This window comes from Gemmobacter aquarius (assembly GCF_003060865.1).
Taxonomy (GTDB): Bacteria; Pseudomonadota; Alphaproteobacteria; order Rhodobacterales; family Rhodobacteraceae; genus Paragemmobacter; species Paragemmobacter aquarius.
Map to the genome: position 1 here is coordinate 1,356,433 of NZ_CP028918.1, position 17,602 is coordinate 1,374,034.

Sequence of the window (17,602 nt, forward strand, 5' to 3'; positions counted from 1 at the left end):
GGTTTCGGGCAGTCCGGTCTAAGCGGGTTGGATGGTAAAGGCATGGCGCAGGCTTCGGTTTGCGGCAGGCTGGAGCCGCTGAAACCCGGCGGGACGACCGGGCAGGCTAACCGGACTGCGTGCCAGAGGGGGGCCGCAGAGACGGCGCGAATAACAACGCCTCCTCGGGGAAAGGAATGAATGATGAGTGATGCCGTGCATCCTGTGGATGAACGCCTGCCTGCGCCCAAGCTGTTCACGCTGGGGTTGCAACATGTGCTGGTGATGTATGCGGGGGCGGTCGCCGTGCCCCTGATCGTGGGGCGGGCGCTAAAGCTCGACCCGGCCGATGTGGCTTTTCTGATTTCGGCGGACCTGTTCGTCTGCGGGTTGGTCACGCTGATCCAGTCAATGGGCGCTACGCAGTGGTTCGGGATCAAGCTGCCGGTGATGATGGGCGTGACCTTTGCCGCCGTGGGGCCGATGGTGGCCATGGCCAACGCGCAAGGCGGGGCCGAGGGGGCGCAGCTGATCTTTGGCGCGATCATGGCGGCGGGTGCGATCTCGATCCTGATTGCGCCCTTGGTCAGCCGGATGTTGCGGTTCTTTCCGCCTGTCGTCACCGGGACGATCATTCTGGTGATCGGGGTGAGCCTGATGCGGATCGGGATCAACTGGATCTTCGGCAACCCCGTGGGGCCGACTGCGCCGCAGATCGTTGACCCTGCCCATGCCGACTGGCTGGCGGCGGTGACCGAAGGTGCGGCATCGGGCGCTATTGCGGGCCTGCCTGCGATGCCCGAGGGGCTGGCGCTGGCGGCCAAGGTGAACAATCCGGCCTATGCGCCCTTGGGCAATATGCTGGTGTCGGGGATTGTGCTGGTGTCGATCCTGCTGATCGCGCGCTTCGGGCGGGGGTTCGTCGCCAATATCTCGGTTCTCTTGGGCATCGTCATCGGGGCGGTGATCGCGGTGGCGATGGGGTCGATGGGCTTTGCCAAGGTGGCCGAGGCCAGTTGGTTCGGGCTGATCACGCCGTTCCATTTCGGCATGCCGCGCTTTGACCCCGTGATGATCGTCACCATGACGCTGGTGATGATCGTGGTGATGATCGAGTCGACCGGCATGTTCCTTGCGCTGGGCGATATGACGGGGCGCAAGGTCGATCAGCCTGCGCTGTCGGCGGGTCTGCGGACCGATGGTCTGGGCACGCTGATCGGCGGGATTTTCAACACTTTCCCCTATACCTCGTTCTCGCAGAACGTAGGCTTGGTGGGGGTGACGGGGATCAAGTCGCGTTTTGTCTGCGTGGCGGGCGGGGTGATCCTGATCGTGCTGGGGCTGGTGCCGAAGATGGGGGCGCTGGTGGAATCGGTGCCGACCATGGTGCTGGGCGGTGCGGGGCTTGTGATGTTCGGGATGGTGGCTGCGACCGGTATCCGCATTCTGGCAGGCGTGGATTTCGCGCGGAACCGCAACAACCTGTTCATCGTGGCCGTCAGCATCGGCTTCGGGATGATCCCGCTGGTGGCGCCGAACTTCAAGATGTGGATGCCGCATGAACTGCACCCGCTGGTCGAAAGCGGCATCCTGCTGGCTTCGGTCGTGGCGGTGGCGCTGAACGCCTTCTTCAACGGGGCCAAGGGCAGCGTCGACGAGATCAAGGCGGCGGCGGCTTCGGCGGATCACTGAGGTTTCGGCAAGTCGGGGGAAGGGCGGCGCCGCAGGGGGCCGCCCTTTGCCTATGCGAGGGCGAGGGCACCTGCCCAGAGGCCAAGCGCGAATGCTGTATGCGCGGCGATGTTCAGAAGCCGCGATTTCGCGGGGTTCGGGGTTTTTGAGGCCGCCCAGCCTGCGCCCATGCCGGGGGCGAGCAAGAACCAGCCTGCGGCGATGGTGGCCATGCCCATGGCGAAGGCGGGCAGGAAAGTGGGCTTTGCCGTCCACTCCGGTCCGGCGAGCAGCACAAGGGCGGCTGCGTAGACGATGCCCACGGCGTAATGCGCGGCCCAGCCGATGGCGCGTTCGTTCCTGACGGGGGGCGTGCGGGTGATGTCGCCGTGAAACAGGCGCCCGCGCGGCACATGGGCGAACCAGCGCCCGACGAGGCCCCAGTTGGGCAGGGACTGGCCCGTGGCGCGGTGCAGGGCAAGTGCCCACAGGTCCATTGCCAGCGTTCCGGCGATACCGATGGTCAGGCTTTGGAGGAGGAATTGGGACATGGGCGCGCTCTTTGGTTCCGGTCGGGTGGTGGTAGCGCGCTTTGCGGGGCGGGGGGAAGGGGGCGCGCAGGGTGCGGTCGGGGCTGGCGGGGTAAGACGAGTATTTGGGCAAGGGTGAAAAGGGGGGGTGTTGACCTTGATGGACGGGGTTGACGGCGGGGAGCGGGCGGCGGGGAGAGGGCGGCGGGCGCACTTGAGGTTTCCGGCCCGTTTGCCTACACCTGAAAGCAAGGGCTTTTGGCCAAGCAGGAAGGGACCGCGACATGCGCACGTATAACGATCTGGCCGAGACCATCGGCAACACGCCGCTTCTGAAGCTGAAGCGGGCGAGCGAGATCACGGGCTGCACGATTTTGGGGAAATGCGAGTTTCTGAACCCCGGCCAGTCGGTCAAGGACCGCGCGGCGCTTTACATCATCAAGGATGCGGTGGCGAAGGGCCTGCTGAAACCGGGCGGGACCATCGTCGAGGGGACGGCGGGCAATACCGGTATCGGGCTGGCGCTGGTCGGTGCGTCGATGGGGTTCAAGACGGTGATCGTGATCCCCGAGACGCAATCTCAGGAAAAGAAGGACATGCTGCGCTTGGCGGGGGCCGAATTGGTGCAGGTTCCGGCGGCTCCTTACAAGAACCCCAATAACTACGTGCGCTATTCGGGGCGTCTGGCCGAGGCTTTGGCGCGGACCGAACCCAATGGCGCGATCTGGGCCAACCAGTTCGACAATATCGCCAACCGCCAGTCGCATATCGAGACGACAGCGCCCGAAATCTGGGAGCAGACCGGCGGCAAGGTCGACGGGTTCATCTGTGCCGTGGGTTCGGGGGGCACGCTTGCCGGGGTGGGGCTGGCCTTGCAGCCCAAGGGCGTGAAGATCGGTCTGGCCGATCCCGAGGGGGCTGCGCTGCATGCGTTCTACACGACCGGGGTGCTGGAAAGCCCCGGCACGTCGATCACCGAAGGGATCGGGCAGGGGCGGATCACGGCGAACCTCGAAGGGTTCAAGCCCGATTTCAGCTACCGGATTTCGGACGGCGAGGCGCTGCCTTTGGTGTTCGAGATGCTGGAGGACGAGGGGATTTGTCTGGGCGGATCGTCGGGGATCAACATTGCCGGTGCGATCCGCATGGCCAAGGATATGGGGCCGGGCCATACCATCGTGACGATCCTGTGCGATTACGGCAACCGCTACCAGTCGAAGCTGTATAACCCCACGTTCCTGAAGGAAAAGGGGCTGCCCGTGCCGGAATGGCTGGACCGTGCGCCCCGTGCCATCCCGACGGTGTTCGAGGACGCATGACGCCGATGCGCGCCTTGCGGCCAAGGCTGGTTGCGGCGCTTGTCGTGGCGATGGTGGCGCTTGGGCTGGCCTTGCCTGCGGGGGCGCAGACGGTTTCCAACAGCCAGACGGCTGCGGACGCGCAGAACAGGCCCAGCATCGTGGCGCAAAAGGCGCCGAGCGGGCTTGTGGTGCAAAAAGGCGCGGGTGCGTCGCGCAGCCTTGACTACACCGCATGGGAGACGGCGGCGGACCGGGCCGAGACGACGCTGGCCGATGCATCGGTGACCGAAACCGCGCTGGGCGAATTGCGCGGGCAGATGGTCGACTGGCGGGCGGCGTTTCTTGTGTCGCAGAACTCGAACGCGACGCGGATCGCCACCTTGCGCGAGCAGATCGCGGCACTGGGGCCGGTGCCTGCCGAGGGCGAGACCGAGGCCGAGGAGATCGCGCAGCGGCGGGTGGCGCTGAGCGACCAGTTGATCAAGCTGCAAGCGCCGGGAATCGCGGCGGAAGAGGCATACCGCCGCGCCGACGGGCTGATCGGCGAGATCGACCGCATCCGGCGCGAGCGGCAGGCGGACCAGTTGCTGCAACTGTGGCCCGCGCCGATCAATCCGGCGAACTGGCCTGCAGCATTGGTCGAATTGCGCGATACGGCGATGGCTTTCTATACCGAAAGCGCATTCCGCTGGCGCAAGGGCGAGGCGAGCCGACAGTTGTTCGACAATCTGCCGCTGATCCTTGTGATGCTGGCAAGCGGGGTCGGGCTTTTGTGGCGCGGGCGCATGCTGGTGGCGCGGCTGGGCCTTGCCTTTCCCGAACGGCAAACGGCGCGGGCGCGGCGGGTGGTGGCCTTGGCGGTGTCGGTCGGGCAGGTGCTGGCGCCGGTCGTGGGCATCATGGCGCTGGCCCATGCGGTGCGGCTGACCGGACTGACCGGTGCGCTGGGCGGCGCGGTGCTGGATGCGCTGCCCTTTGCCACATTCACGCTGCTCGCTGCCCATTGGCTGGGTGCGATGGTCTTTCCCGCCGATGACAGGGCCGAGACGCTGTTCACCCTGCCGCCCGAACGGCGGGCCGAGGGGCGCTTTCTGACCACGGCACTGGGGGCGGTTCTGGGGCTGGAGGCGCTGCGCGAGGTGATCGTGGCGCAGCGCGGCACCGAACAGGCGGCGACGGCGGTCCTGACCTTTCCGGTGCTGGTGGCGGTGGCCGTGTTGTTGCTGCGGCTGGGGCAACTGATGGGCCGCAGCGCGCGGGCGGATGGTGCAGATGACGGCGGCTATGCGGGGCGGGTGCTGGCGCTGATCGCACGCGGAGCGATGCTGGTGGGGATCGTCGGGCCGCTGCTGGCGGCGGTGGGCTATATCGCGGCGGCGGGGGCGCTGCTGTTTCCGGCGGCGCAGTCGCTGGGTCTGGTTGGGTTGCTCTTTGGCTTGCAGCGGCTGGTGGCCGATCTTTACGGGTTGGTGACGAAAAGCGATGCCGCCGATCAGGACGGGTTGTTGCCGGTCTTGATCGGGTTTTGCATGGCGGTGGCATCCTTGCCGCTGTTCGCGCTGATCTGGGGCGCGCAGCTTGCCGATATAACCGAGCTTTGGCAGCGCTTCCTCGAAGGGTTCCAGCTTGGCCAGACGCGGGTTTCGCCTACGGATTTCCTGCTGTTTCTGGTGATCTTCGTCTGCGGCTACACGGTCACGCGGCTGGTGCAGGGGGCGCTGAAGGGCACAGTGCTGCCGCGCACGTCGCTTGATCAGGGCGGGCAGAACGCGGTTGTGGCGGGGCTGGGCTATGTCGGCATCATCCTGTCGGCGCTTTTGGCGATCAACTTTGCGGGGATCGACCTGTCTGGTCTGGCCATCGTCGCGGGGGCCTTGTCGGTCGGTATCGGTTTTGGTCTGCAAAACATCGTGTCGAATTTCGTGTCAGGCATCATCCTGCTGATCGAGCGTCCGGTGAGCGAGGGCGACTGGATCGAGGTCGGCACGGTGCAGGGGATCGTCAAGTCGATCTCGGTGCGGTCAACCCGCATCCAGACATTCGACCGCTCGGACGTGATCGTGCCGAACACCGATCTGGTGGCGGGGCGGGTGACGAACTGGACACGGTTCAGCCTGTCGGGGCGGCTGGTGGTGCCGCTGACGGTGGCGCATGGCGAGGACAGCCGCAAGGTCGAGAAGGTGCTGAAAGAGATTGCCGAGGCGCAGCCGCTGGTGCTGTTGAACCCCGCGCCCGTGGTGGCGTTGATGGGGTTTAACAACGACGGGCAACTGTATGAAATCCGTATGATTTTGCGGGATGTGAATTTTTCGGTCAATGTGCGGAGCGAGGTGAACCACCAGATCCGCGAGCGTTTCGTGGCCGAGGGGATCCACTTGCGTCCGGCCCCCGCGGCTGCCGTCCCGCTTGAGGTGATCCTGCACGAGGCGGCGCAGGATGGCGGGCGTGAGGTTTCGCGGGCGGATGTGCCGGCCCCTGCCGTGGCAAAGCGCCGCCGTGGCGCGGAATCGACCGACGCCCTGCCCGATGCGGATGGCGGGGCGACATTGTGAAGGAAGCCTGACGTGACCGAATTGCTGTTCCGTGCCGATGCCTATCTGCGCGAAGGGGATGCCGTGGTGGTGGGCCACACCGCCGAAGGGGGCATCTTGCTCGACCGGACGGTGTTTTACCCCACGGGGGGCGGGCAACCCGGTGACAGCGGCTGGCTGGCATGGGGCGGGGCCACCGTGCCGATCGCCACGGCGGTCAAGGCCGAGGGCGGGCAGGTGGCGCTGGTGATGGCCGAGCCGATGGCGCTGCCGCCGGTGGGAACGGTGGTGACCCAGCGGCTCGACTGGGAGCGGCGGCACCGGCACATGCGGGTGCATACCGCGCTGCATCTTCTGTCGGTGGTGGTGCCGCTGCCGGTCACCGGCGGGCAGATCGGGGCCGAACGCGGGCGGCTGGATTTCGACATGCCCGACCCGCCCGAGGACGTGGCCGCGATCGAGGAAAAGCTGAACGCGCTGATCGCGCTTGACCTGACGGTAAGCGACGAATGGATCACCGATGCCGAGCTGGCCGCCAATCCGGGGCTGGTCAAGACCATGTCGGTAGCACCTCCGACCGGGCAGGGGCGGGTGCGGCTTGTCAGGATCGGGACTTCGGGGCATCAGGTCGATCTGCAACCCTGCGGCGGCACCCATGTGGCCCGTACCGCCGAGATCGGCCATGTCAGCATCGGCAAGATCGAGAAGAAAGGCCGCCAGAACCGCCGCGTGTCGATCAGCTTGACGGACTGATCGTGGCGGCCCGAAGAGCGGCCAACCCCCCTTGCACCCCGCCCGCCTTGGCCTTAAGACACGCCCCACGGACAGGTGGCCGAGTGGTCGAAGGCGCACGCCTGGAAAGTGTGTAGGCGGGGAACCGTCTCGAGGGTTCGAATCCCTCTCTGTCCGCCAACCCCCTTTGATTTCATTGTATTTTTTTCGGTTTTTGGCGACCTACCCATCGTCAAACCCATCAACCCCAAAATGCTTGGTTCGTTAGGCCCTCTACTCGGCTCTCACGCTGTTTCTCGGTGAGAGTGAGGCGAAACCGCACTTCCGTTTCGTCCACCCCCATGCAATGCTCGCAAAGGTTGTTGCGTGTTTGTGTGGTTCCGAGTTGGTGGTTGAAGAGTTCATTTCTCGCTGGAAGGCATCTGGCGGCAGCGAGCGCGCGAATTTCCAGATGTTCGCGAACGAGTTGTGCGAGGTGTTGGGACTGCCCAAGCCCGCCCCTGCGAGCGAAGCGACGCGCTCGAATTCATATTGCTTCGAACACCCCGTCACTTTCATCCACACCGGCAGCCAGTCGCGCGGCTTCATCGACCTCTATCGCGCCGGCCATTTCGTCATGGAGGCCAAGCAAGGCACGGGCGGCGATCCGGTCGAAGATGACAGCCAGCCTAGCCTTTTGCCGGATTTGCCGGGGCCAATGCGTAAGGGACACGGGACGCGGGGCACGCGGCGGTGGGATGATACCATGCTGCGCGCCCGCAATCAGGCCGATGGCTATGCCCGTGCGGTGTCGCGCGGCGATGGTTGGCCGCCGTTCCTTCTGGTTGTCGATGTGGGTCATGTGATCGAGGTCTATGCCGATTTTTCCGGCCAGGGGCAGGGCTACACCCAATTTCCGGACGGAAATCGCTACCGTATTGCCATGGACGATCTGCGCGACGAAAAGGTGCGCGAACGGTTGCGGATGATCTGGACCGATCCGCAAGCGCTCGACCCGTCAAAGGTGGCCGCACAGGTCACGCGCGAGGTGGCCGACCGTCTGGCGGCGCTGGGGCGGTCGTTCGAGGGGCAGGGGCATGCGGCCGAGGATGTGGCACGGTTCCTGATGCGCTGCCTGTTCACCATGTTCGCCGAGGATGTCGACCTGATCCCTGCGAAAAGTTTTTCCAGCCTTCTGGTGCGTCTGCGCGGGCATCCGGAACACGCGGCCCCTGCGCTTAAGGCGTTGTGGGAGACGATGAACACGGGCGGCTTTTCCGCGATCCTGACGACAGACCTGAAACGCTTCAATGGCGGGCTGTTCAAGGATGCTGATGCGCTGCCCTTGTCCGAGGTGCAACTTTCGCTGCTGATCGAGGCTGCATCGCGCGATTGGCGCGAGGTGGAGCCTGCAATCTTCGGTACGCTGCTGGAGCGCGCGCTCGACAAGCGGCAGCGGCACAAGCTGGGGGCGCATTACACGCCGCGGGCCTATGTCGAGCGGCTGGTGGTGCCGACGATCATGGACCCCTTGCGCAGCGACTGGCGCGACGTGCAAGCGGCGGCCGTGGCGCTGGCGGCGCAGGGGCGCGAGGACGAGGCGCGCGATACGGTGCGGGCCTTTCACGCGCGGCTGTGCGAGATCCGCGTGCTCGACCCCGCCTGCGGGTCGGGAAACTTCCTTTATGTGGCTCTGGAGCTGATGAAGCGGCTCGAGGGTGAGGTGACGGCGCTGCTGGCCGATCTGGGCGAGGATCAGGCGGCGCTGGCGCTGGCGGGGCATACGGTAGACCCGCACCAGTTTTTGGGGATCGAGCTGAACCCCTGGGCGGCGGCGGTGGCCGAGCTGGTGCTGTGGATCGGCTATCTGCAATGGCATTTCCGCACGCATGGCAAGGCATCGCCCGCCGAGCCCGTGCTGCGCGATTTCAAGAACATCGAGAACCGCGATGCGGTGCTGACTTGGGCTGGCACGCGGCCGCGGCTGGATGCGAATGGCGCGCCCGTCACGCGCTGGGACGGGCAGGGGACAATCATGCACCCGGTGACGGGCGAGCAGGTGCCCGATCCACAGGCGCGGGTGGCGGTGCTGGACTATTTGAAACCCGCCGCCGCGACATGGCCGCAGGCGGATTTCATCGTGGGCAACCCGCCGTTCATCGGCGCAAGCCGGATGCGCGATGCGCTGGGCGATGGCTATGCCGAGGCGCTGTGGGCGGCTTATCCGCGCATGCCGCAAAGCGCGGATTTCGTCATGTTCTGGTGGGACAAGGCGGCTTTGGCGGCGCGGGGGTGGAAACCGGCGAGTGACAGACCTAACGGAACGCGGCGTTTCGGCTTCATCACCACCAATTCACTGCGCCAGCCCTTTAACCGTAAGGTGCTGGAACCGCATCTGGGCGACCCGAAAACCCCGCTGTCGCTGGTGTTCGCTATACCAGACCACCCTTGGGCGGATGCTTCGGATGCCGCTGCGGTTAGGATTGCGATGACAGTGGCTGAAGCTGGCCATGCTCATGGACGGGTGTTTAGTCTGTTGCAGGAGCTCAAGGCGGCAACAGACGCCGAAGGTACGCCTGTCACGTTTTCAATAGAGAAGGGAAAAATTCTGAGTGACCTTCGGATTGGTGCAGATGTGGCCAGTTCGTTTTCATTGAGAGCAAATGCTCAGCTTTCTTCACAGGGCGTAAAGCTACACGGTCAGGGCTTTCTTGTCAGTCGTAACCGGGCTCTTACTTTTGCCCAAGATCGAGCTCAAAGCACGATAGTGCGACCTTTCTTGGGTGGCAAAGACTTGGCCCAAACGAGTCGTGGTCTATTCGTAATTGATGCGTTCGGTTTTGACGAGGGCGAGCTAACCCGCGAGCATCCAGACGTTTTTCAGTGGTTGAAGGATTCAGTTTATCCGGAGCGAACTGTGAACAACAGGGAGACCTACCGCCGAAATTGGTGGATTTTCGGTGAACCCAGAAAGGAGATCCGTAAGGCTTTAGCAGGTTTAGACAGGTACTTGGTCACAGGTCGAACCGCCAAGCATCGAATTGTCCAGTTTGTCCCAAAGGAAACAGTGGCGGAGAGCGAAGTTGTAATCTTGGCGATTGCGGATCCGGCACTCTTGGCTGCCCTAAGCAGCCAAATTCACTTTCTTTGGTCGAACGTCACCGGGACGGTCCTTGGCCCGACGCCTCGTTACAACAATTCGACTTGTTTTGAAAAATTCCCCTTCCCAGACCCGACCGAGGCGCAGAAAACCCGCCTTCGCAGCCTTGGCGAGCAGCTCGACGCGCACAGGAAGGCACAGCAGGCGGCGCATCCGAAGTTGACGCTGACGGCGATGTATAACGTGCTGGAAAAACTCCGAGCGGGGCAGCGGATCGAGGGCAAGGACAAGGAAACCTATGACCAGGGGCTGATCGGCATCTTGCGCGATCTGCACGACCAGATCGATGCCGCCGTGGCCGAGGCCTATGGCTGGCCCGCCGATCTGTCCGACGACGAGATCCTGCACCGTCTGGTCGACCTGAACCGCCAGCGTGCGGCCGAAGAGGCGCGGGGGCTGGTCCGCTGGCTGCGCCCCGATTACCAGAACCCCGCAGGCCATGCCGCCGTGGCTACGGGCGAACAGACCGCGATGGACATCGGCCCGACCGACAGCACCGCCAAGGCGCCGTGGCCCAAATACCTGCCCGAGCAGATCGCCGCCGTGCGCGCCGCCCTGTCCGACCTCGGCACCGCCACCCCCGAACAGGTCGCCCGCCAGTTCCAACGCGCCCGCGCCGGTTCGGTCCAACCCCTCCTCGAAAGCCTGACCGCGCTGGGCCAAGCACGGATCGTGGAAGGCGGGCGCTTCGCGGTGTGAGGGGTTACATATTCTTTGCATTGCTTGTTTCGGGAACAGCCAACCCCAGCATTTTGGCGACCTCGGTTTCCTCGGCCCGCAAAGCGGCTATCTGGCGCTTTGCCTCGGCGTAGACCACCACTCGGATGAGTTTGGCGAACATGGCTTCATCCTCTGGCAGGCCATTGCCAGCGTAGAGTTGCTGTCTGAAGCCCGCGATGATTTCGTTTGCAGAAGATGCGTCTGGCGTCGGGCGTCTGCGAAGCGGAATGGCGCAAGGTTCAGAAGAGATTTTTTGAGGATTCATTGAAGGTTTGGCGGACATAGCCGTGTCCGGTTTCGCTGCCTCGGGTGTCCGGTCTGGATGCCCTGCATGTCCGGTTTCGGTGCCTTCGGTGTCCGGTTTGGTTTCGTCGGGCAAAGGTGTTTCCGCGTCTGGTAGACCGGACATGATGCTGTCCGGTTTGAGCAGGTAGTAATCGTTCGTTACATAGGTGCCGGACTGCTTTCTTCCGCGCTTGACGACGATGCGGAGCCACCCCTCGGCCTCCAGCTCATGCAGCAAACGTCTGGTATGCCGTACTGACAGACAACAGCGATCAGCGATCAGCGAAACGCCTGGCCAAAGGTGACCAGAGACTTTTGCAATGTCAGCCATGGAGATTAGCAGAAACCGCTTCCGCGGATCACGCGGCCCATGCTCGAAAAGGTAGCTTGTCCACTCGAAACTCATGAATGGACCACTTGCCGATGGACTGAACCGGAGCCACCTTCGGCGGTGAGCGCTTCCGCCCGAACCGACCTTCGGCCCGCTTTCGTTCGGGTATGCAATACGCTTCCGCTCTCGATCTGCATCGGGATCGATCCTTGCTACGCACGATGACGACTCCGCTGAATCACGTGAATCGTGCAGTATCGGGCCTTAGATGTTGGGAAGGAGTGAACCGTCGGTCTGCCGTGCAGACGGCCGGGGTTGGCAAGCGCGAGCCGTTAGCCCGCTCTTGCCTGCGCCGCCTCCCAGGCATGGACGTCAGCCCATGTCCAGCGAGTCATCTGGGGCGATAGCTTGACCGGCGCGGGAAACCCGTTCCGATTGACCCAGGCCCAGATGGTCGCGCGGTTTACACCGAAATGGCGTGCAAGGGTGGTGTCGGTCACGTAGGCGGCTTGCGCGGTTTGCGCTTCGTTCAACTTTGGCATCACTCGTCTCCATTTGTCCTGAGCAATTCTCTGAATTGCTCGATGCGGTCACACTGTTACCGCCACCCAGACCGCGAAAGTTGCGTACTTGGGCTGGCTGTTTACTGGAGCGGAGAGTTTCTTGCTCACAGCCCGCACGAACGCTTGAACGAGCGAGATGCTACGAGGTGAGGCGACAATCAGCAAACGGCTACGGGATGAAACGACGGGCGACGGGAAGGGGAAGCAAGGTTTTATTGCTGGATTTGGCCCGATAACGCTGCGTCACTGATCTTGTTCTCGGTATTCATCGGGATCTTTACATCATGTTCTATGCGTCAGGTGTTTGCACCGCATTGCCATATGCGGAGCACTCCAAAGCCGGGGAGAACCGACACGACGGGATCTTAGGCGCCTGGAGTGGTGCGGTAGGTGCGCGATGGGCGCAACGGTGCCGAGTTCGAACTTACCGGGGCCAATTCCCTTAAAGGGTTCCGTTGCCGGAACCTCTCGGACGCCGCTGCACTGACAGGGTAGCGTGGCGCGAGGATAGGTTCAAGATCGGCGCCACGCGGGAGCGGTGGTAGGTTGTATCGGGTGAGCGGGCGGAAATTCGAGAGCGGCTGGATGGGTCAGATAACCCATGGCACACTCCCACAAATCATGCGGAAGGTGGGCTTCCGACGGCACCGGTTTGGTGGCGTGGGGATCAACCGAACGGAACGACTTTCCCGGCTTTCGCTTCCATGGCGCTAAGAAAGCCCGCCCAGGCGGCCATCATAGTGCGGCGCTTCTCGATCATGTCGCCACGGCGGTAGGCGGCCTCGACCGCATTGTTGATGCGGTGCGCCAAGGCGACTTCGGCCATTTCGCCTGGATAGGTCGTGCGCTCTGCAACCCAATCGCGAAAAGTGGACCGCAGGCCATGCGGCACGGCGGGGCGTTTCGAGCGCGGATCGAGATATCCCGTAGTCGACTGCACACTCGCGAAAATCACGTCGGCTTCGTGCATTCGGCGCATGGTGGCGGACAGGGTCATGTCCGACAGCATGCCGCCGCGGGTGGCCGGGAATACGAGCGGGTTGTCTGCGAGGCGCGGAAGAGCCTCAAGCATAGCGATGGCAGCTGCAGACAGGGGGATCCGGTGTTCCCGCTTCATTTTCATGCGAGCGGCGGGAATGACCCACAGACCGCGTTCGAGGTCGATTTCCTCCCAAGTCGCGCCACGCACTTCACCCGAGCGCGCGGCGGTCAGCGCGGCGAACTCCAATGCACGCGCCCCGAAGCCCTCACGTTTGCGCAGGTCGGCGAACCAGCGCGGGGCGTCTTCCAGCGACAGGGCGGGTTGGTTGCCCTCGACCGCGATCTTGGAGGCGGCGGGGAGCAACTCCTTGAGGTTCCCCGCCCATCTGGCCGGATTATCGCCAGACCGGTGGCCGGCCACGGTTGCCCATGACAGCACGGCCTCGATCCGCTGCCGAAGGCGCGATGCGGTGACGGTGCGTGCTTGCCAGAGCGTACCCTCGACCTTTCCAGCTTTGTTGCGCACCTCTTGCGAGAGGACGCGCAGCACGGCGGCCGTGTCGATCCGGTCAACCGGCAGATCGCCAATCACCGGTACGGCATAGGTGGCCAGGGTGCTTTCCCACTGGTCGCGGTGCTTGGCGTTCTTGAAGGCGTCGAGCTTCGCCCCCAGCGCCTTTTCGACTGCACCTACAAAAGTCATGCGCGGGCGCTGGGCTTCGGAAAGCGCGGCCTTGATGGCTTTGCGCTCTTCCACCGGATCGACCCCTGCGGCCACCTTTGCGCGCATGTCGCGGGCCTTGTCGCGCGCTTGCGCGAGCGTGACAGTGGGATAGCCGCCAAGGCCTATATCGCGGCGCTTGGCTCCAACGGTCATGCGCAGGATCCACGACTTGGACTCGGTCGGTGTGATTTGGAGGTAAAGGCCCGTCACCCCGCCGACGGCGTGATATGCGTTGCGCCTGCCCCCGTCCGGATGTTCGAGGCGCTTGACTTCGATCGCGCTCATTTCGGGCGTCTTTTTCGGCAAAATTCCACCCCTCAACCTACTCACCAATCGAGCAGTACATGGAAGCGCACGGGGTGCAACGGGAAATCACAAGAAGTGCTTATTTCGTTGTTTTTCAGTCGCTTGAGGTAATGGGAACAGACGGGAAACATCACAAAAAGAGCGGCCTCTCTGTCCGCCATACTCCATCGACACCCAGTTTTTTCATTAATCTTACCGGCGTTTGCTGGATGTGGCGTTCGCAGTTTTGTTCGTAGCGCAGGTTGCGAGAGTGAAACGGAGATTTGTTTGGGGGTTTGACCGGCAATGATCGAGGGTGGTCTTGGGATCGTTTGGGAGGCCGGTCTTTGCTTGACGCCCTCGCCGGCGGGGCGACGGGTTACAGGATGAAGTCTGTGGCCGAGAGATCGAAGATGCCGGTCAGAGCGATCTGGAACTCGGGGGTGCTGTCGCGGTCGGTGTCGGCGTAGATTATGGTGTTGCCGTTTTCGTGGGTGTAGCGGATTTCTCCGTCTGCGGAGACCCCGAAGCTCGACGTCTGGCCCTTGAAGACGAAAGCGTTGTTGTTGCGCAGGGCGGTCGATGCGTCGATCGTGCCAAGATCGATGCGATCGATGCCTTTTTCGAAATCGGTGATGACATCCCGCGTCGCGGAGGTATTGCCGGTGTCGCTGGCGAAATTGAAGTCGAAGGTATCGGCACCGGCGCCGCCCCGGAGGGTGTCTGCTCCGCCACCGCCAAGGATCAGGTCGCTGCCCTTGCCACCTGCGATGATATTCGCGCCCGAGCTTCCGGCAAGGCTATCGTTGAAATCCGAGCCGGTCAGGTTTTCGAAACCCGACAGCTTGTCCGAACCCGCGTTGCCGGTGTTCTGGAATTTCGTGTTGGCAAGCGAAACGGCGACAGAGCCGATCGCCGAGGCATAGGAGACCGTGTCGCCGGCTGCGGTGTTGGTGCCACCGTCCAGCACATCGTTGCCGGTGCCACCATCGATGACATCGTCGCCGGCACTGCCCGCAAGGGTGTCGTTGTTGGCGAAGCCGGACATGACGTCGTTGGCCGCGGTTCCCGAGAGCGTGTTGGCCCGGCTGTCGCCGTTTATGACGTTGCCGCCCGCCGTGGCGAAGTTGAAGGCGGTGCTGCCCGCGATGCCTGCAAAGGAATTTCCGGCCAGATCCCTGAACGCACCGGCATCTACGGTGATGTGGAATGTGGAGCCTGCCGGAAGGTCGGCTGCGGGATTGATAGTGACCTGCGCGCCATTGATCGACACTTGCGACGAGCCTATTGCAATCGACTGCAGGACTGTGCCGCCGGAGGTCTGCCAGATTGCGATGTTTCCGGCACCGGCGACCACGGCCTCGGCAAATGTGAGGACGATGTTTGCAGTGGGGGCGACGGCGAGGGCACCATCGACGGGCGTCATGGTCGCAAGGTCCGGAGCGGAGGCGTCGATGGTCAGGGTGAAGGCGGTCGAGGCGGCGCTTGATACCGCTGCCTTCACGGCCTTGGCCGTGACGCTATATGTCCCGTCTTGCAGATTTGCGCTTGGCGTGAAGGCAAAGCTGCCATTCGCGCCCGTCGCATAGCCCTGCGAAACGCCGCCGATGAACACCTCGACGCTGTCGGCATCGGTCTGCGCGGTGATCGTGAAGGTCGGGGTCACGTCATTGGTGATCTTGTCGTTGGTGGCGCCAGAGTTTTCGGTGACACCTGTGATGACGGGCGGGGTGACCGGCGGGCTTCCGGTTAACTCTGCCCGAGACCGCTGCACACCGAGGCCATCGACGAAATATTCGAAATTGCTTGCGATATCGGTTTCGAGCCGGTCGATCAGGGTAAAAGTCACGGTGCTGCCGCTGACCAGCCATTCGACGGCGGTCCACGCGACGTCGAGATAGCAATAATCCGTTCCCGCGCCGCCATCGAGCAGATCGTTGCCTGTGCCGCCGGTGATATGGTCATCGCCGCCGTAGCCGAAGAGCGTGTCGTTGCCGCCGCGCCCCAGAAGGCTGTCGATGCCGCTGCCGCCGGAGATGCTTTCGGCGACGTCATGGTTGATGGTGAAAGGCGTGTCGTAACTGCCGAGGAGCGTGGCATATTCGACGATCGTGGTGCCGAAGTTGTCGGCCGGCACGACGTCTCCGCCCGATGTCAGCCAACTTGCCGCGCCGTCCCATCCGAGGATATGTGCCGCCGCCAGCATGCCGGACAGGGTGACCTTCGTGCCGTTGATCGTCTGGCCTTCGTAGGCCCAGACCGGCCCGAGGTAGGTGTATTGCAGCGCCATGTAGTCGCGGATCGCCTGATCCTGCGCCACGGGCATTTTCAGGAAATCATCGACGCTGTAGACGCCGTATTTTCCGCCGAAAGTGCCGCCGTAGATGTTGTCGTAGGGATTGGCGTCGGCGGTATAGAGGCCGATGTCGACGAAGGAGGCTTCACCCATCTGGTAGCGGCCGAGTGATCCGTAGATGTTGACGACATCGTAGCGGTCGGAAGATTCGCGAAAGCCGAGCGCATCGAAGAAGTCGTCATAATTGCCCTTCGACACGGTTCCGCCTTTTGATTATCTTCAATAGCTTATGGGCAGCATCGACCGGATATGGTGCCGGTCGAACGTCGGCTTCGGGTCAGGTATCTGTCTTGCCGAAGATTTGTAAAGGCCGAATTCCAGACTGCGGGACTGCAATTCGGGTGCGTCTGGCGGGGTGTCGCGCCGTTCTTTGCGTGTGGGAACCGCGTATTTCGCGGGGATCGGGCCATCCGAAAAGCGGCCACCCAGCATTTCGCCAGTCGAAGCCAGCGAGGTTCCGGTTTGTCAGAGAACAGATTGGTGTATGGCTATCGCTGTACCGCTATGCCGGACTGTGATCGACCGCTGCCGTGCCGGACCGTGACGGTTCGACCGCAGGGCAGGCCTTGCAGTTGTTTGTCCAGACGTCGAGGAAGACCATGACCTACCAATTCCGGATCGCCCTGCTGGCACTGACGCTGTCGACTGCGCTGGTGACTGGCGCACGCGCAGAGCTTTCGCCCGACGCCGCCGTGGCCAAGGCCGACCAGATCGTCGAGGCGGGTAACAAATCCGCCTATGCGCAGGCATTTGCCCTTTACGCAGCCGCTGCCGAAACGGGGGCGGTCTGGGCGCAATACAATGCGGGAGAGATGCTTTACGAAGGCAAGGGAGTGCGCAAGGACCGTGCGAAAGCCGCCGAGTATTACGCTGCCGCTGCGGATCAGGGCAACGCTTGGGCGCAATACAAGCTCGGGTCGATGCTGTTGACGGGTGACGGTATTGCGCCTTTGCCCAGTCGGGCGGTGAAACTGCTCGACGCATCGGCCATGCAGGGCAATGTCTGGGCGAATTACATCCTGGGCGACGCATATCTCGAGGGAAACCGGATACCGAAGGATCTGACGCGCGCGAATTTCTACCTTGATCGTGCGGCGCAGCAGAACAATCCTTGGGCGCTGTTGCGCCTTGGAGAGATCTATCGGGACGGTCGCGGTGTGTCGCAAAGCAAGGTCGATGCCGTCACGCTGTTCGAACAGTCGGCGGCGCAGGGCAACAGTTTCGCCATGGTCGCGCTTGCCGAGCTTTTGGCTGCCAGCAATCCGACCCGTTCGGCATCGTTGCTGCGGGATGCCGCAAAACTGGGCAACGCCAAGGCCAAAGCCATGCTTGCGGATTAGGGTGTCGCGGCGGCGACGCCACGTGGTCGGGCGGTCGTGGAAATTCGCAAAGAGGGGACGGATTGGCTGCGGGGTAGGCATGTTAATCAAGCCATTTGAGCAATTTACCTTTCTTAAGATAGTTAGCGGTTTTT

At 63.1% G+C, this 17,602-nt stretch carries 12 protein-coding genes and 1 tRNA gene; 7 read left to right on the top strand and 6 right to left on the bottom strand.

Annotation, left to right across the window (positions count from 1 at the left end; genetic code table 11):
- The first annotated feature begins 180 nt into the window (after nucleotides 1-180).
- On the top strand, nucleotides 181-1,671 hold the full coding sequence (locus tag HYN69_RS06575; protein WP_108435036.1) for a nucleobase:cation symporter-2 family protein: 1,491 nt from the start codon (nucleotides 181-183) through the stop codon (nucleotides 1,669-1,671).
- A gap of 50 nt (nucleotides 1,672-1,721) precedes the next feature.
- Here HYN69_RS06575 and HYN69_RS06580 read toward each other — a convergent pair whose 3' ends face one another.
- Nucleotides 1,722-2,201, bottom strand: coding sequence for a DUF2938 domain-containing protein (locus HYN69_RS06580; protein ID WP_108435037.1), 480 nt, complete (start codon nucleotides 2,199-2,201; stop codon nucleotides 1,722-1,724).
- A 263-nt stretch (nucleotides 2,202-2,464) separates the two neighbouring features.
- Here HYN69_RS06580 and HYN69_RS06585 point away from each other — a divergent pair, with 263 nt between their 5' ends.
- The 5 genes from HYN69_RS06585 (at nucleotide 2,465) to HYN69_RS06605 (ending at nucleotide 10,582) form a co-directional block, all read left to right on the top strand.
- The gene (locus HYN69_RS06585) at nucleotides 2,465-3,499 is read left to right on the top strand and encodes a cysteine synthase A (RefSeq protein WP_108435038.1); all 1,035 of its coding nucleotides are present in this window, start codon (nucleotides 2,465-2,467) and stop codon (nucleotides 3,497-3,499) included.
- Nucleotides 3,496-6,033: a DUF3772 domain-containing protein gene (locus tag HYN69_RS06590; RefSeq protein ID WP_159082380.1), complete on the top strand. Its 2,538-nt coding sequence runs from the start codon at nucleotides 3,496-3,498 to the stop codon at nucleotides 6,031-6,033. Before HYN69_RS06585 ends, HYN69_RS06590 begins: the two co-directional genes overlap by 4 nt.
- Nucleotides 6,034-6,045: 12 nt before the next feature.
- Nucleotides 6,046-6,765, top strand: a complete 720-nt coding sequence (locus HYN69_RS06595; RefSeq protein ID WP_108435040.1) for an alanyl-tRNA editing protein — start codon at nucleotides 6,046-6,048, stop codon at nucleotides 6,763-6,765.
- 69 nt (nucleotides 6,766-6,834) lie between these two features.
- Nucleotides 6,835-6,924: transfer RNA gene (locus HYN69_RS06600), tRNA-Ser, on the top strand.
- Nucleotides 6,925-7,195: 271 nt separating this feature from the next.
- On the top strand, nucleotides 7,196-10,582 hold the full coding sequence (locus HYN69_RS06605) for a class I SAM-dependent DNA methyltransferase (protein ID WP_230426514.1): 3,387 nt from the start codon (nucleotides 7,196-7,198) through the stop codon (nucleotides 10,580-10,582).
- A gap of 4 nt (nucleotides 10,583-10,586) precedes the next feature.
- On the opposite strand, the gene HYN69_RS06610 is transcribed toward HYN69_RS06605, so the two are convergent.
- The 5 genes from HYN69_RS06610 to HYN69_RS21160 form a co-directional block, all read right to left on the bottom strand.
- Nucleotides 10,587-11,219, bottom strand: coding sequence for a hypothetical protein (locus tag HYN69_RS06610; protein ID WP_216824664.1), 633 nt, complete (start codon nucleotides 11,217-11,219; stop codon nucleotides 10,587-10,589).
- Between the two features lie 332 nt (nucleotides 11,220-11,551).
- Nucleotides 11,552-11,761, bottom strand: coding sequence for a helix-turn-helix transcriptional regulator (locus HYN69_RS06615; RefSeq protein ID WP_108435043.1), 210 nt, complete (start codon nucleotides 11,759-11,761; stop codon nucleotides 11,552-11,554).
- A 688-nt stretch (nucleotides 11,762-12,449) separates the two neighbouring features.
- A complete protein-coding gene (locus tag HYN69_RS06620; RefSeq protein ID WP_108435044.1) occupies nucleotides 12,450-13,772 on the bottom strand; it encodes a tyrosine-type recombinase/integrase in 1,323 nt (440 codons plus the stop codon).
- Nucleotides 13,773-14,151: 379 nt separating this feature from the next.
- On the bottom strand, nucleotides 14,152-16,326 hold the full coding sequence (locus HYN69_RS06625) for an Ig-like domain-containing protein (protein WP_108435045.1): 2,175 nt from the start codon (nucleotides 16,324-16,326) through the stop codon (nucleotides 14,152-14,154).
- Between the two features lie 21 nt (nucleotides 16,327-16,347).
- Entirely contained in the window at nucleotides 16,348-16,560 is a 213-nt protein-coding gene (locus HYN69_RS21160) for a hypothetical protein (protein WP_108435046.1), read from the bottom strand.
- Between the two features lie 167 nt (nucleotides 16,561-16,727).
- On the opposite strand from HYN69_RS21160, the gene HYN69_RS06635 reads away from it, so the two are divergent.
- Nucleotides 16,728-17,468 (top strand): tetratricopeptide repeat protein, encoded by a 741-nt coding sequence (locus HYN69_RS06635; protein WP_108435047.1) that lies wholly within the window; start codon nucleotides 16,728-16,730, stop codon nucleotides 17,466-17,468.
- The last annotated feature ends 134 nt before the right edge of the window (nucleotides 17,469-17,602 follow it).

Bases quoted from the DNA above. Each gene is read 5' to 3' on its own strand.
- HYN69_RS06580 (WP_108435037.1), bottom strand. From the start codon at position 2,201: ATGTCCCAATTCCTCCTCCAAAGCCTGACCATCGGTATCGCCGGAACG.
- HYN69_RS21160 (WP_108435046.1), bottom strand. From the start codon at position 16,560: ATGCTGGGTGGCCGCTTTTCGGATGGCCCGATCCCCGCGAAATACGCG.
- HYN69_RS06575 (WP_108435036.1), top strand. From the start codon at position 181: ATGATGAGTGATGCCGTGCATCCTGTGGATGAACGCCTGCCTGCGCCC.
- HYN69_RS06590 (WP_159082380.1), top strand. From the start codon at position 3,496: ATGACGCCGATGCGCGCCTTGCGGCCAAGGCTGGTTGCGGCGCTTGTC.
- HYN69_RS06635 (WP_108435047.1), top strand. From the start codon at position 16,728: ATGACCTACCAATTCCGGATCGCCCTGCTGGCACTGACGCTGTCGACT.
- HYN69_RS06615 (WP_108435043.1), bottom strand. From the start codon at position 11,761: ATGCCAAAGTTGAACGAAGCGCAAACCGCGCAAGCCGCCTACGTGACC.
- HYN69_RS06605 (WP_230426514.1), top strand. From the start codon at position 7,196: ATGTTCGCGAACGAGTTGTGCGAGGTGTTGGGACTGCCCAAGCCCGCC.
- HYN69_RS06610 (WP_216824664.1), bottom strand. From the start codon at position 11,219: ATGGCTGACATTGCAAAAGTCTCTGGTCACCTTTGGCCAGGCGTTTCG.
- HYN69_RS06620 (WP_108435044.1), bottom strand. From the start codon at position 13,772: ATGAGCGCGATCGAAGTCAAGCGCCTCGAACATCCGGACGGGGGCAGG.
- HYN69_RS06585 (WP_108435038.1), top strand. From the start codon at position 2,465: ATGCGCACGTATAACGATCTGGCCGAGACCATCGGCAACACGCCGCTT.